The sequence below is a fragment of the Variovorax sp. LARHSF232 genome (assembly GCF_052871435.1).
The window spans coordinates 1-14595 of record NZ_JBIXJS010000018.1 but is presented as its reverse complement, the minus strand read 5'-3'; the positions used below and the strand labels follow the sequence as shown (position 1 = coordinate 14595).

Sequence of the window (14595 nt, the reverse complement as noted above, 5' to 3'; positions counted from 1 at the left end):
GCGCGCCAGGCAAGCGCGCCCGCGGCCTCGCACCATTCAGTCGCGCATCGGCTCGTTCTGCCATGCCTTGCACCGACAAGGTGCCGACTTGCGCCGGCCCTTCGCGTCATAGGTACGCGCTGCGCGTCATCGCGCCGGACAGGAGGTCGTACGCGGCTTCCCACGCCTGCTTCGTCCTGGCGTCGAAATCGGCACCCAGGCCTTCTTCCAGGGTCGCAAGCAGGGCAGCACCGACCAGCGCATAGTGTTCCGGGCGGACGCCGTAGCCCACATGCCTCGCGGCCAACTCCTGCACGTCACGCATGATGGTCGGCAACGCGTCGAGCCGCTCGACGACGTAGCGTAGCGTCGCCATTAGCTTGTCTTGCTGAACCGAAACTTCGCCTTTGAACATCGGCCGCAATTGCGGCGCCAGCTCGAACAGCTTCTGATAGAACAAAGCGCCGACTTCACTCGCATTCGGGGCGACTTTCCTGAAGCTGCCTTGCACCAGCTCGACCTGCGTTGCATTCATCGCACGACCTCTTTCCAATGGTTGATGGGCATGCCCTGAATTCCTGCAAGAGCACAGCGACGTCAAGCAAACTGTGTGCCATCGAACAACAGGTTGTCCAGATGCGACTTACCCCGATGTCTGTCGCACGCAAACTGTCCGATTCCAGGATTGACTCGCGGAAACGGCATATGCTCGAATGAACGGGCTGGGCAACTTGTTGTCCATTCGTCGCCGCCATCCCCGGCGGATGCCAGATCCAAGAAGGAAACACCATGAACAGCAAGAATGCGACCCGAGATCGGGTTGACGAGGAGATCGCACGCAAGGTGCAGCTCGATACCCGGCCGCTCGATGAAAAGCTGGTCCTGGCCTGCCGAATGCTCGGTGCCGCCGGTCACTGGCACGGTGGGCTCGCAGGCCAGATCAGCGCACGCGGCGTGGACCCGGGGACGTACTGGACGCTGAAGTTCGGCATCGGCGCCGACGAGGCCATGATCGACGACCTGATCCTGGTTGACGACGACTTGCGTCCGCTCGACGGCACATCGCTTCCCAACCCCGCAACGCGCTTCCACCTCTGGGTCTATCGCGCGCGTCCGGATGTCCAGAGCATCGTGCACACGCACCCGCCGGCGACATCGGCCCTGTCCATGACCGGCCAGGCACTTGTCGTCTCGCACATGGACGCGACCCCGTTGTTCGACAACTGCGCCTACCTGGCCGATTGGCCCGGTCTGCCGATTGCCGACGACGAAGGTTCCATCATCTCGCAGGCGCTTGGCAGCAAGAAGACGCTGCTGCTAGCCCACCATGGGCTGCTGACCGCTGGGGCCAGCATCGAGGAGGCGGCCGTACTGGCGCTCTGGCTGGAACAGGCTGCAGCAGCTCAGCTGCGCGCCGCCGCGCTCGGCTCGATCACGCCGGTGAAACCCGAGCTGGCGCGCGAGTCGCGGGATTTCCTGCTGAAGCCGGAGATCATCAGCCTGACCTTCCAGTACTTCGCCCGAGCCGTCTTGCGCGAAAGCGGCGACTGCCTTCACCGAGGCACCGAAGGAAACGTCAATCCGCAGTGATCTTGTTCGCCTTGATGATCTGCTCCATCGTGGCGGCTTCCTTCCTGAGATAGGCATCGAATTCCGCGGCGCTGCTTCCCACCGGCTCCATGCCCTGCCTGGCAAAGGTCTCGCGCGCCTCGGGCGTCTTCACGATCTCGGAGATGTCCTTGTTCAACTGGCTCACGACATCGGCCGGTGTGCCGGCCGGCGCGACGATGCCGATCCAGATGTCGTAGACCGCATCTTTCCACCCGCTCTCGGCGATGGTGGGAATGAATGTCGCGCCCGGCCAGCGCGCAGCCGAGGACACCGCCAAAGGACGCAGCTGCCCTGACTTGATGTAGGCGCTTGCCGCAGCAAGCGAGACGATGACCGCCGGGACCTGGCCGGCGATGGTATCGGTGAGCGCCGGGGCCGCTCCCCGGTAGGCGACGTGCTGCAGACCCGCTCCGGAGGCCCTGCTCAGCATTTCTCCCACCAGATGGGCCGCACCGCCGATGCCGTAGGTGGCATAGCTGCCATTCGCCGCGTTGAGCTTGCTGGCGTCGACGAACTCGCGCAATGTCCTGGCCTGGCTGCCCGGTCCGACCGCAAGAACGACCGGGCCTCGCGTGAGCTGGGTGACCGGCGTGAAGTCCTTGAAGGCGTCGTATCCCGCCTTGCTGAAGATCTGCGGGTTGACGGTGTGGTTGTTCGACGTGAGCAGCACGGTCGTCCCGTCGTTGGCGGAACGCGCGACCAGCGCGGAGGCGATGTTGCCTCCGGCACCAGGGCGATTCTCGACCACGACCGTTCTTCCGGTCTTCGTCCCCAGACGCTCGGCGACGTAGCGGGCCATGAAGTCGCCGGCGCCACCTGCCGCAGTGATGACGACGATCTTCATGATCTTTCCCTCCTGCGCAGCCGCGGGGCCGCACATCGCCAGGGCGGCGGTGGTCGCGCCAAGGATCAGGCGCGCGAGACAGGCGTTCATCGGCTTCTCTCCGAGTGAGGTGGACATTCGCGCGATCTCCCGGGCACTGCTGCGTCAGCGGGTTGGGCGCCGCAATGCGTCATGGGGTCGACGAGGGAAGTTCCCACGGCACATGATGCCCACGCAGGCCCGCCGGCGCTAACGCAAATCGGACACATGCGGACCCCTGGCCGGGCGACACCTTGGCCTTGCATCGCTATCGAATGGCCTGTACGCGACGCAGAGAAATGCGCAGGCCGCCCTATCGTTCAGGCATCGCAAATACACCCCTCAGGAAACGCATGAACGCCACTGTCGATTCGATGCCCGCCACCAAAATTGAAGGCCCGATGGCCTGGACCCTGGACTCTCTCGCGGAGTCGTCATGGCTCCTCCCGGTGCCGAAGGAAGTCACTGAAGAAATCCTGGTCATGCTCGAATCCATCCGGCGCTCGCCTGGCCCCTTTCAGACCTTGTCGCCCTCGCAATTCGCCCTGGGAAGAACCAGAGCGTTCATGGAGGGCCCCGTCCGCACGACCCTGGACCAGGGCATCGGCATCTGCGTGCTCAATCGCTTGCCGACCGAGCGGATGTCGACGGACGAGGCGCGCGCTGTGTACTGGGTGGTCTCGTCCCTTCTCGGACGGCCCGTTGCGCAGAAGCACAACGGAAACATGATGGCCGATGTCAAGGATGCCGGCATTCCGATGAAGGCCGGATCGGCAGCCCGCGGCTCCACATCGCGCGAGCTCCTGGAGTTCCACAACGACGGGGCCAACACGCCGCTGCCGCCGCAATATGTTGGCCTGCTCATGCTGCAGGAGCCCAAGTCTGGCGGACTGAGTCGCGCGTTCAGCGTCATCAGCGGATACAACTGGCTGCTAGAGCACCACCCCGACGTCCTGCCGCGCCTGCACGCCGACTTTAAGTATTTCCGGATGCGCGAGCATGACCCAGCGGAGCCGCAGTGCATGAGTGCACCGTTTCTGCGCTTCGACGGCAATGTTCTGAAAGCGCGTGTCGGTCCCTACCAGATGAAGAGCGCGTTCGAAATGGGCGAGGCGGACCTGGACGACGCGACGGCCGATGCGATCGCCGCACTGGACGAACTGTTCGCGCAGGACGATCTGGTGGCCGAGTTCTACATGTCGCCGGGCCAGTTGCAGTTCGTGAACAACCAGGTGATCGTGCACAGCCGGACGGAGTTCATCGACAACGACGAAGAAGGCAAGAGGCGGCATCTGCTGCGGATCTGGCTGCGCGACCAGGGCGATCCCGCCTACAACGGACGCTAGCCGCGCATGGCAACGATGTTCCGGGTGGCGTCGGTCGATACTACCTGCGCGCAGGTCAAGACATTTCGGCTCGTGCGCGTCGACAGGAAACCGGTGACGCCGTTCGAGCCGGGAGCTCATGTCGTCGTTGCGCTCAAGGATGCCGCCTCAGGCCTGCATGGCACACGCGCCTACACCCTAACGTCGCAGCCCGGCGATGTCGCAGGCTACGAGATCTCCGTGGCCCGCGGCGATCGGCCGTCGGGGATCTCCGCGTTCCTGCATGCATCCGTTCGCCCCGGGCGCGTGGTCACAGTCTCGGATCCGGTGCACGGCTTCGGCCTGGCCCGCGAAGCGGGCCGCCATCTTCTGATCGCCGGCGGGATCGGCATCACGCCTGTGCTGTCCTTGGCGAGAAGGCTCGACCAGACGGGGACCGTCTTCGAACTTTTCTATTCAGGAAAGTCACAGGCAGTCATGCCGTTCCTGGAGGAGCTTCGCGCGATGCGGCATGCGGCATGCACGATCGTGACCACCGCCGATCCTGCGATGGGGCGTCTGGACATTCGTGGCAGCCTGGCGCGGGCGTCGGCGGACACGCACGTCTATGTGTGTGGCCCGGCCGGCATGATCCAGGACGTCGTCTCGATGGCGAGAGCGCTCGCATGGGATGCAAGCCGCGTGCACTTCGAGTCCTTCGACGGCGCATCTTCGGCGGAAGATACTGCTTTCAACGTGAGGCTGGCCAGGAGCGGCAGCGAAGTCGGCGTTCAGCCAGGCCAGACCATTCTCGACGCACTGCTCGCGGCCGGTGTTCCCGTCGAATACGACTGCCGGCACGGTGCGTGCGGGAGATGCACGCAACGCGTCCTGGAGGGCGAGCCCGATCACAAGGACGCGCTGTACAGCACCGCGCCGGAGCAGAGCGAGTGGATCCGCATCTGCGTGTCGCGCGCCAGGTCCGCGACGCTCGTTCTGGACCTGTAGGCAGGCGGTGTGCGCCCGGAACGCCCCTCAGTGCACCGGTGAGGTGACCACCAGCACTTCGCAGACCGTGCGCCCGACCGAACGCATGGTGTGCTCGGTCTGCGCCATGAAGTGGACGCAATCGCCCTCTTCCGCCGTGATGGTGGAGCCGCCGATCGTCAGCTCGACGCAGCCCTTGAGCACGAAGGCGATCTCCTCGCCCGAGTGGCTCGAGCTCGTGCGCGTGGTCTTCTTCGAACTGGGCTTGACGAGGAAGAGGCTCAGAAAGCGCTTGTCGTCCGCGGGCGAAACGATCTGGTAATTCTTCACCGCGTTGTCGGCATCGCCCTGGACCACCTGGTCCTTGCGATCCTTCTTGCGGATCACGCGGATCATCGAGTCCTGTGCGCTCTCTTCGAGCAGGGAGGAGAGCTTGACGCCCAGCGCGTCGCACAGCTTCAGGACCGTCGAGATCGAAGGCCGCTTCAGGCTGCGCTCCAGCCGAGAGAGGTAGCTCTTCTCGAGCCCGCTACGCTGCGACACATCCTCCAGGGTCAGACGCGACCTGAGCCGGAGGTTCTTGAGGCGTGGACCGAGGGCCAGCTCTTCAGGGATGGGCGCTCTGCTGTCCGATGGCTTCTTCAATACCGGGCTCCATGTAGGTCGCGTGTCTGCCGGCGGCAACGGCTCCCGGATTATGCCTACAAGGTCTCTTGACGGCCTCGCCCGCCGGCCGCGCTGCACCCTGCGCGACTCATCGCATCACGAATGCGTTGCCGGTCTTGACACCCACGTTGATCCAGACGGATTTGGTCTGCAGGTATTCATGGATGGCGCCGAGGCCGTTCTCTCGTCCCACGCCGGAGTCCTTGTAGCCGCCGAACGGCGACATGAAACTCGCAGCACGGTAGCTGTTGACCCACACGGTGCCGGACTGGATGCGCTCGGACATGCGCAGCATGCGGCCGAAATCCTGCGTCCACACGCCGGCGCCCAGGCCGAAGGGCGTGTCGTTCGCGATCGCCAGCGCCTCTTCTTCCGAGTCGAACGGAATCACCGAAAGCACCGGACCGAACACCTCTTCCTGCGCAATGCGCATGCTGTTGACGACGCCGGTGAAGATGGTGGGCTCGACGAACCAGCCGTCGCCACATTCCGGGCGTCTCGCACGCTGCCCGCCCAGAGCCAGTGTTGCGCCATCCTTCCTGGCGATCTCGATGAAGGACTCGATCTTGTCGAGCTGCTGGCGGGTGGTGACGGGACCGACTTGTGTGGAGGAGGACGCCGGATCGCCCATGCGCGCGGACCCCGCAATCGGGATCAGCTTCTCCAGGAAGAGGTCATGGATCGGACGCTGCAGCAGCAGGCGCGAGCCCGCGATGCAGGTCTGCCCGGTCGCCGCCAGGATCGCCGAGATGGCACCGTTGACCGCATCGTCCATGTCGGCATCGGCGAAGACGATGTTGGGCGACTTCCCTCCAAGTTCGAGATTGACCGACTTGAACTGCCGCGCCGCCTGTTCGTTGATCATGCGGCCCGTGTGGTCGGAGCCGGTGAAACTGATCTTCTTCACCAGCGGATGCTCGACCAGCGCAGCGCCCACATCCTTGCCGAAGCCAGTGACCGCATTGACCACGCCGGGCGGGAACCCCGCCTCGGCGAACAGCTTGACGAACTCCAGCGTCGAGGCCGAGGCGAATTCCGATGGCTTGATGACAACGGTGCATCCCGCGGCCAACGCCGGGGCGAGCTTCCACGACAGGATCAGCAACGGCGAGTTCCAGGGCGTGATCGCCGCCACCACGCCCAGGGGCTCGTTGCGAGTGAAATTGAAGTAGCCCTTCTTGTCCGAAGGCAGCACCGCGCCCTCGATCTTGTCGGCCAGGCCGCCGAAGTAGTAGTACCACTGCGGGATGTAGTTCAACTGCCCGGACATCTCGGCGATCAGCTTGCCGTTGTCCTTGACTTCCAGCGCAGCGAGCTTCCCGGCATCGCGTGCGATCAGATCGCCCACCTTTCGCAGCAGCGCGCCGCGCTGGGTCGGCGTCAGTTGCGACCATTCACCCCCCGCGAACTGGGCGTGCGCCGCCTGCACCGCCCGGTCCACGTCCGCCGCAGCGCCGCGCGGGATCAGCGCCCAAGGGGCACCGAGGAATGGATCGAAGGTTTCGAACCAGTCTCCGGTACTGGACTCGGCCTCCCTGCCATCGACGAACATCTGGTACTTCTTCATTTCATGCGCCTTTGTTTCTGCGTTGTCTTTGGCTGCCGCGGATCAGGCGATCGCGGCCTCTTGCGTCGCTGTCTTCTGCAACAGCGTGGTCCTGTTCTTCGCGATGTAGTCGGCCAGGCGGACCGCCATGGCGCCGATCGTCGCGGTCGGCGTCACGCCGAAGCTGCTGGCCATCGAACTGCCATCGCAGATGAACATGTTCGGGACGTCCCAGCTCCGATGCCATTTGTTCACCACGGAATCGGTGCGCGAGAACCCCATGCGCGCAGTACCCATCAGATGAAAGCCGCAGGGTTGCTCCAGCACGCCGGAGTTGTTCACGGTCCGCGCACCGGCCGCCCGCATCAACTCCTCGGAGCGGTCGATCGCGTGCTGCGTGGCTCGCCGGTCCTGGTCGTGCATGCGGTAGCTGACCTTCGGTGCAGGCAAACCGCTGGAGTCCTTCTTGAGCGGGTCCAGCGTCACAGTGTTGCGCTCCAGCGGCAAGTCTTCAGCGAGGTTCATCAGCCATGCCTGGTGGTTGAACATCTCGGCGAAATGCCGGTGGTGATCCGGTCCCCAGTTGACGGGCTTGAATGTCGAGTAGCCCATCGACGCATAGCCCGCCCCCGGCGCGCGCACCATCACGATGGTGTAGCCGTTCACGAAGCCGCGCGAAACGTCGGTCTCCATGAACTCGCCGCAGTACAACGGCGATCCGCGCGCGCCCTTGTAGCTGTCCATCGGGTCGTCGAAGATGCCTTCGACGAAGGCCTGTGGGTGCAGCATCAGATTCTTGCCGAGCAAGCCGCTGGAATTGGCCAGCCCGTCGGAGCCGCCGGTGGCCGACATCAGCAGCAATCGCGGCGTTCCGATGCCGTTGGCACAGACGACGACGATGTCCGCAGAGATTTCGTGATGGGCGCCTGTGTTCAGGTCCTCGTAGACCGCGCCCTTGGCGCGCGCGCCGTCGTAGACGATGCGGTGGACCCGCGCGAAAGTCCGTAGATCCGCGCCATTGCGGATCGCCTGCGGCCAGTAGGCTGTCGCGCTGGTTCCCATGGAGCCGCGCGGGCAGCCCATCACGCACTGGCCGCAATGGTTGCACGCGAGCCGTCCGTCGAAGTCTTCGGTGATGATCGCGTTGTCCGTGGGCCACCAGTGCCAGCCCAGCTTGTCTAGCGCGCCGGCAAGACGCTTGCCCGATCGTCCCAGCGGAATCATTGGCGTGTTTCTGGGGGACCGTGTCGGATATCCTGGATCGCCATTCAGGCCCGAGATGCCCATCTCGCCATCGCAGATGTCGAAGTAGGGGGCGAGGTCTTCGTACGAGATGGGCCAATCCGGCGCCATGCCGTGCTCCGTGCCCTTCCTGAAGTCGCTGGGGCGCGGCCGCATCCAGACGCCCGAATACTTGTTGGCACTGCCGCCGACGGCGTTGACCATCCGGATGCTCGAACCGATGTCATCCGATGTGACCGGGTAGTCCTCTTTCAGGCCGCGCACGTTCGGATGCACGTTGGCGTCACGCGTCTTGTCCAGCTCGAAACTTTCGGACAGGTGAGGCAGTTGGCTTTGCTGGACTTCCGGTCCCTGCTCCAGGCAGATGACCTTGATACCGTGGTCGCTCAGCCTCTTGGCGATGGCGCCGCCGGCCATGCCGGCGCCGATGATCAGGACTTCCGTCTGGGTGACGCGGTGAGGATTGGTGCGCATGTTCTCTCCTGCTTACTTCTCGGAAAAGTCGACCTTGCTCAGGTCCACCCGGCACACGGCATGCGTCGGGACATAGCTGTGGGCGCGGGACGGGGCGATCTCGTCATCAGGCAGCATCTCGTAGCCGCGCGGCTGCGGCGGGCTGATGTAGTCGCAGTCGAGCAGGTCGCGGATCGCCCGCACGACGTCCTGCTGTGCGTAGTAGGCGTAGTACACGAACTCCTGCAGCACGCGAAATGCGACAGGCTGGCTCTCCTGCACTTGCGTCAGGGCGCTCGCCAACGCGTTCGCGGAGCCGAGCGACGAACGCAGCTGTTGGGCCACCTGGGACAGCATGTCCACGTCGGCCTTGCGTCGCGCTCCCCTGGCGATGTAGCCCGCCACGTCCGTACCGGACGGCCTGGGCCAGCCGTCGCCGCCGGGAATCATGTGGTCGGCGGCTTGCATGAGGACCGCCAGGTCTTGTTCCGAGACGCAGAACTTCTGCATCGCGGGAGACCACGATGCATAAAATTCCACGCCGCGCCGTTGAACGTCGTTCGATGCAGCCATTTCCTTCTCCTGTGCTCTTGATCCGTGGGGGTTCATCTACGGCCGGATGGATCGGTCAGTCGTCCAATGACTTGGTGGGTCGCATGAAGTACACGCTGAGGAGTCCGAGGCCTGCGAGCGCCGTCAGGTACACCGCAATGAGGTGGGGACTGCCGCCCGCCTTCGCCGCCAGCACAGCCGCGATGAATGGCGCGATGCCGCCACCGAGAATGCCGGCGATCTGCGTGGACACCGACAGCCCGGAATACCGCACCCGTGTATCGAACTGGGCGGCGAAGAGAGAGGTTTGCGGCGCAAACACCAGCGGCCAGATGAAGCCGAGGGCGACGACGATGGGCATCAGGGGCCGGCTTGCGGAAACGGCATCGAACATGATCCAGGTCCAGCCTGCCAGCAGCACGGCGCCGACTGCGTAGACGATCTTTTGACCGACCCGGTCGCCGACCCATCCGACGAAGAGAAACATCGGCATCGAGATCGCCGCGCCGACTGCGATCGCATTCAACACTTCTCCTTTCGGAATCTTCGCCGTGCTGACCGCATACGACACGACGAACACCAGCAGGATCGCGAACCAGCTGTTCTCGAAAATGCGCATGCCCATGCAGCGCAGCATCGGCAGCTTCGCGGTGGCGAAGAGTTCCGAGATGGGCGCCTTTGACGTTTCTCCGTTGCGCTTGGCCGTCTCGAACTGCGGCGTTTCCTTCACGCTGCGGCGCAGGAACACACCGACCACCAGCAGAAGCGCGCTGGCCAGGAAGGGAAGCCGCCATCCCCAGGACTGGAACGCGTCTTCCTGCAACGAGGATGTGGCGGCCCAGGCCAGACTGGCCAGCACGATGCCGGCAGACGCGCCGGCCGCGGGAAGGCTGCCCCACAAGGCCTTGCGTCCTCTGGGCGCGTACTCCACCGCCAACAGCACCGCGCCGCCCCACTCGCCGCCATAGGCAATGCCCTGCAGGATGCGCAGCACGCACAGCAGCAAGGGAGCGAGTAGACCGATCTGCGCATAGGTCGGCAGCAGGCCGATCAGAATGGTCGGCGTCGCCATCAGGACCAGCGTGACGAGCAGCGTGTCCTTGCGGCCCCAGCGGTCACCGAAGTAGCCGAACAGAAACGCACCGAGCGGCCTGGCGAAGTAGCCGGCCGCGTACGACAGAAAGGACGCGATCAGGGCTGCGGTCGGGTCCAGGCTGGGAAAGAACTGCTTGCTGAAGATCAGCGCTGCAGCGGTTCCGAAAATGAAAAAGTCGTAGACCTCGATCGTCGTTCCGATCACGCTGGCCGCCGCAGCCTTTCTTCGTTGCGATAGCGAAGGGACTAGATCCATGCCGAAGGTCGGCGCAATTGTTTGGCTCACCATCTCACACTCCAGTTGATCGGTTGGGTTGGTCGGATTGGATGAGCTCAGAATATCGAGGGGGTCGCCGCGGAACTTGCCGGAATCGGACAGCGGATCCCTGCTTTGCGTCAGTTCTTTCGATCGCCTGCGGGTATGCGATCGCGGGCCGCGCCGCCTTAGAGCGCTGCATGTGACGCATGTGCGCGCCTGGGAAAGGGCCTCGTTGCCGCGACGTCCGCCAGGGCGATGCCCGCGCAATGGCGGGCCGCGGGCTCACTTCCCCCGGGGAAAGTACTTTCCGGGCGTGGCGCCCAGCGACCTCTTGAACATCGCAATGAAGGCGCTCGGGCTGTCGTAGCTGAGCTCAAGGGCGACCTGGCTCACTGCCTGGCCCGCCGCCAGGCGCCGCAAGGCCTCGAGCAGCACGGCCTGCTTGCGCCACTCGTCGAAGGTCAGTTGCGTTTCCAGGGGGAAGAGCCGCGTGATGGTGCGCTTGCTTGCGCCGACGATCTGCTCCCATTCGTGCAGCGAGGTCCGCGAGGCCGGGTCGCGAAGAATGCCCTCGCATATTTTCCGCAGCCTCTTGTCCTTCGGCATCGGGAGGTCCAGCGGAGATGTCTGGATCAGATGCAGCTGGTCCAGAATCACGTTGAAGATGCGCTGCCCGTCTGCCGAAGCAGCGGCCTTCTCGGAGAATTCCGCCGCATGGAAGATCAGTTCTCTCAACAGCGGCGATACCGCCACCGCGGTCACTGCCTTGGGGAGCCTGGCCGCCATGTCCTCCTGCACGAACACGCTGTGCATCGTGACATCGGCCACCGCCGACGTTTCATGGAAAACCAACGGCGGTATCCACACGGCGCGATTCGGCGGCGTGACCCACCTGCCGCCGGCAGTGGTGACGGTGATCACGTCTTCGCCGGAAAACGCAAGCTGCCCGCGGCTGTGTTTGTGTCCCTGCGGCACCGTCGTCTTGGTCCAGCGGTATTCGGTGACCAGTAAGGGAGGCAGCGCGGCATCGACGCTATGGATCCACTTGGCAAAGTCACCCGATTGGTCTCTCATCGCGCGGATTCTAGGGGCGCGATCCTTTTGTCGGCGAGACGCTCGCAACCGGATCAGATGAGCAGCACGCTGAGCATGCACAGCACGAGGTGCGAGCCACCTTGTCCAGCACGTCTTTCGCTCGGATGGTCGATACGGGCAGCTTGCCGATGAACGGGAAAACGTCCTTCTCAAGCCAACTCGTGACCTTGGCTTGTGTGACCGCTGCGCGCGCGTTCGCCGTCTTTGGCGATCCAGTCCCGCGACACGATCTCGAAGCTGTTCGCCTCGGCGTCGGCTTTGGCCTGCTTTTCCTCGCGTTTGGCTATGCTGGGGTCAACGCCGTGCGCGAGCGCCTTGCGAGCCTTGTCACAACGTTGGCGGGCCTCGGCCCGGCGCAACACGAGCGCCCAAGCGCGCATCTCCGGAACGACTTCCGACTAGGTGCGGAACTGCTTCTTCTGCAGACCATCGTGCAGGCCAATCGTTTCGAAGCGCAGTCCGTTCGGGGTCAAGCACCGGGCACTGAACAACGTCGAGCGCGCGTGCGGGTGTAAAGCGTGTTGCTGCGAGTTGAGCGGTGGATTTCAGGCATCACAGACTATTATTTGTAAATGATAAATACAATTAATCTTTGGTAAAATAGGAAAACAGCCTATAGTGCGTTAACCAAGTAAACAGTCTAGAGGTTGTATGAGTGACTTCATCGTCCGTACTCCGGAGCAGTTGCCGGCAATGCTCCAGGCCTTTCGAAAGCAGGCCGGCCTGACGCAAGAGGAGGCGGCAGTGCGCCTGGGTGTGACCCAGCAGACGATGTCTGCGCTCGAGCGAAACGCAGAACGAGTGAGCGCGGCCCGCCTGATGAAGCTGCTAAGCCTCCTCGGCGTCGACCTTGTGCTGCGCAAGGGTGACGTACCGAGCCAGTCGCAGGCAGGCGGGCCCAAACCCCCTTTCCAGTGGTAGGCCATGGGCCGTCGATCACATACACAAGCACTGGGCCTTTGGATGAATGGGGCCTTCGTCGGCACTTGGCGCCTGAGCCCCCGCACGGGCTACGTGCTTGAGTACGCACCTGACTGGGTGACCTCCGAGCAGGGTCGTCCCCTTTCGCTTTCGCTACCTTTCCTACCAGGCGGTGCGGTGCACCGGGGAGAAGCAGTTCGAGCCTACTTTGAGAACCTGCTGCCGGACAGCGAGCCAATCCGGACGCGCATCGCGAGACGGTACCGAACGGGCTCAACTGAGGCCTTCGATCTGCTGAGCGAGATTGGCCGTGACTGCGTGGGCGCCTTGCAGATCCTTCCCGATGGCCACGTGCCGGCCGGCGTGCAGCCTGTCCAAGCGAAAAGACTGGACGATGCCGCCGTCGCCCGGGTTCTTCGCGCGACTGTGACGCCCACAGCGCGTGGGCTCGGTGAGGACGACGACGATTTCCGAATCTCGATTGCCGGCGCGCAGGAGAAAACGGCGCTTCTTCGCTACAACGGTCAGTGGTGCCTACCCCAAGGGGACACTCCGACCACGCACATCTTCAAGCTCCCCTTGGGCCTTGTTGGGGGCATGCAGTACGACATGAGCAACTCGGTTGAGAACGAGTGGTTGTGTTCCTTGATCTTGAGGGCCTACGGGTTGCCCGTAGCGGCATGCGAGCCGCTGCAGTTCGAGAACCTGAAGGTTCTGTCCGTAGAGCGCTTTGACCGCTCTTGGGCACATATCTCCAAGGGTGACGACCGGCTCATCAGACTCCCTCAGGAAGACATGTGCCAGGCCAAAGGAGTCGCGCCGACGTTGAAGTATGAGAGCGACGGCGGACCCGGTATCGACAGCATCATGGCGGTCCTGGAGGGCTCCAGCAATCGCGAGGAAGACCGCAGAAACTTCTTCAAGGCCCAGGTCGTCTTCTGGCTGCTGTGCGCGACAGATGGGCACGCAAAGAACTTCAGCGTGTTCCTTCGCACGGGCGGAACCTATCACCTCACACCGCTTTACGACGTCTTGTCGGCGTACCCGATCCTTGGCGCCGGCCCAGGGAAGCTTTCGCCGCACAAGGCCAAGATGGCCATGGCGGTTCGCACGACGAACGCGCATTGGAAGATGCGAGAAATCCTGCGTCGGCACTGGCTGGCGGTCGGCGAGCGCCATGGGGTGACCATGCCGGACGGCCGAGACGTGCGGTTCGTGATTGATGAGCTGGTCGAGCAAACTCCGCGGGTCATTCAAGAGGTTCGACACCAGCTCCCGGATGGCTTTCCGCAGGATGTGTCAGTCCCAATCCTCGACGGATTGCGAGGAGCAGCAAACAGAATTGCGGCCTGAGTTTAGTAAAGCAGCCCTTCCACCCTAACTCATAGGCTCGAGGTGTTCCTTGGCGCGTCGTGCGGCCGCGCGGCGTTCGTTGCAGGTAGGCGAGCTGACAGACCTGGGCCACGCGAACTCATTCGAGATGAGCCTGACATCCTGCGGTGCGCAGCGGGCCTCCTTGTTCTGCGTTGCCAACGGCGCCACTGGCTGGGAGCGTGTCACGGATGCCGACGCGAAAACTTTTCTCAATCCCCCCGCGGGGCAGCAGCGCAAGGCAGTGCTTCGCGATTGGATCGATCGTCATACCTGAAGTCGCAAGTCGGCCATGACGAGTCATTCACGACTGGCCGCTTACCGACGGTGCGCAAAGTCGCTATTGGTGTCGTTAAGTCCGCGCCGGGAAGGCCATGGCGATCACTTCCTCCGCGCTGAGCCGGGAACCCTCGTTGCGAAGGCGACCGAGCGCCTCGGTGTCGAGACCCGTCTTGACGATGGCGAGTGCCTCTTCGTAGCAACGCTCTGGCACCGGGGGCATACGCACGCGGTCGGGCTCCAGCATGCAGCTGTCGATATAGGCAATCGTCTTTGCTGCTTCGAAGAACCGACCCTGACGCGCGAGCAGATGCGCGATGTAGCAAAACAACCAGGGAGCAGGACCTGTCGTGTGCGTGACCATGGTCGTCGC

At 63.7% G+C, this 14595-nt stretch carries 15 protein-coding genes and 1 pseudogene; 6 read left to right on the top strand and 10 right to left on the bottom strand.

The genetic code is table 11. From position 1 onward, the window contains the following. Positions 1-106: 106 nt before the first annotated feature. Positions 107-514 (bottom strand): globin family protein, encoded by a 408-nt coding sequence (locus ACIPRI_RS26245; protein ID WP_446624449.1) that lies wholly within the window; start codon positions 512-514, stop codon positions 107-109. A 254-nt stretch (positions 515-768) separates the two neighbouring features. Here ACIPRI_RS26245 and ACIPRI_RS26240 point away from each other — a divergent pair, with 254 nt between their 5' ends. Further along, on the top strand, positions 769-1569 hold the full coding sequence (locus tag ACIPRI_RS26240; protein ID WP_446624448.1) for an aldolase: 801 nt from the start codon (positions 769-771) through the stop codon (positions 1567-1569). On the opposite strand, the gene ACIPRI_RS26235 is transcribed toward ACIPRI_RS26240, so the two are convergent. Further along, the gene (locus tag ACIPRI_RS26235) at positions 1556-2524 is read right to left on the bottom strand and encodes a Bug family tripartite tricarboxylate transporter substrate binding protein (RefSeq protein ID WP_446624447.1); all 969 of its coding nucleotides are present in this window, start codon (positions 2522-2524) and stop codon (positions 1556-1558) included. The genes ACIPRI_RS26240 and ACIPRI_RS26235 overlap by 14 nt on opposite strands. A gap of 281 nt (positions 2525-2805) precedes the next feature. Here ACIPRI_RS26235 and ACIPRI_RS26230 point away from each other — a divergent pair, with 281 nt between their 5' ends. Both ACIPRI_RS26230 and ACIPRI_RS26225 read left to right on the top strand, forming a co-directional pair. Then, complete coding sequence (locus ACIPRI_RS26230; protein ID WP_446624446.1) at positions 2806-3798, top strand: TauD/TfdA family dioxygenase; 993 nt, start codon at positions 2806-2808, stop codon at positions 3796-3798. Between the two features lie 6 nt (positions 3799-3804). Next, complete coding sequence (locus ACIPRI_RS26225) at positions 3805-4764, top strand: PDR/VanB family oxidoreductase (RefSeq protein WP_446624445.1); 960 nt, start codon at positions 3805-3807, stop codon at positions 4762-4764. 27 nt (positions 4765-4791) lie between these two features. Here ACIPRI_RS26225 and ACIPRI_RS26220 read toward each other — a convergent pair whose 3' ends face one another. The 7 genes and pseudogenes from ACIPRI_RS26220 to ACIPRI_RS26190 form a co-directional block, all read right to left on the bottom strand. Then, on the bottom strand, positions 4792-5388 hold the full coding sequence (locus ACIPRI_RS26220) for a helix-turn-helix domain-containing protein (protein WP_446624444.1): 597 nt from the start codon (positions 5386-5388) through the stop codon (positions 4792-4794). 109 nt (positions 5389-5497) lie between these two features. Further along, positions 5498-6976, bottom strand: coding sequence for an aldehyde dehydrogenase (locus ACIPRI_RS26215; RefSeq protein ID WP_446624443.1), 1479 nt, complete (start codon positions 6974-6976; stop codon positions 5498-5500). 42 nt (positions 6977-7018) lie between these two features. Further along, a complete protein-coding gene (locus ACIPRI_RS26210; RefSeq protein ID WP_446624442.1) occupies positions 7019-8614 on the bottom strand; it encodes a GMC family oxidoreductase in 1596 nt (531 codons plus the stop codon). 69 nt (positions 8615-8683) lie between these two features. Continuing rightward, on the bottom strand, positions 8684-9223 hold the full coding sequence (locus ACIPRI_RS26205) for a hypothetical protein (RefSeq protein ID WP_446624441.1): 540 nt from the start codon (positions 9221-9223) through the stop codon (positions 8684-8686). 55 nt (positions 9224-9278) lie between these two features. After that, the gene (locus ACIPRI_RS26200) at positions 9279-10586 is read right to left on the bottom strand and encodes an MFS transporter (protein ID WP_446624440.1); all 1308 of its coding nucleotides are present in this window, start codon (positions 10584-10586) and stop codon (positions 9279-9281) included. Positions 10587-10838: 252 nt separating this feature from the next. Beyond that, the gene (locus ACIPRI_RS26195) at positions 10839-11630 is read right to left on the bottom strand and encodes an AraC family transcriptional regulator (RefSeq protein ID WP_446624439.1); all 792 of its coding nucleotides are present in this window, start codon (positions 11628-11630) and stop codon (positions 10839-10841) included. A 10-nt stretch (positions 11631-11640) separates the two neighbouring features. After that, positions 11641-11790: pseudogene (locus ACIPRI_RS26190) on the bottom strand (hypothetical protein); the annotation flags it as partial. Between ACIPRI_RS26190 and ACIPRI_RS26185 the strand changes: the two are divergent. The 3 genes from ACIPRI_RS26185 (at position 11732) to ACIPRI_RS26175 (ending at position 13925) form a co-directional block, all read left to right on the top strand. After that, on the top strand, positions 11732-12166 hold the full coding sequence (locus tag ACIPRI_RS26185) for a hypothetical protein (protein ID WP_446624438.1): 435 nt from the start codon (positions 11732-11734) through the stop codon (positions 12164-12166). The pseudogene ACIPRI_RS26190 and the gene ACIPRI_RS26185 overlap by 59 nt on opposite strands. A 136-nt stretch (positions 12167-12302) precedes the next feature. Continuing rightward, a complete protein-coding gene (locus ACIPRI_RS26180) occupies positions 12303-12572 on the top strand; it encodes a helix-turn-helix domain-containing protein (RefSeq protein ID WP_446624437.1) in 270 nt (89 codons plus the stop codon). Between the two features lie 3 nt (positions 12573-12575). Next, positions 12576-13925, top strand: a complete 1350-nt coding sequence (locus ACIPRI_RS26175; protein WP_446624436.1) for a type II toxin-antitoxin system HipA family toxin — start codon at positions 12576-12578, stop codon at positions 13923-13925. A gap of 370 nt (positions 13926-14295) precedes the next feature. Here the strand turns inward: ACIPRI_RS26175 and ACIPRI_RS26170 are convergent. After that, the coding region (locus tag ACIPRI_RS26170) for a hypothetical protein (RefSeq protein ID WP_446624435.1) at positions 14296-14595 on the bottom strand (300 nt) is incomplete at its 5' end.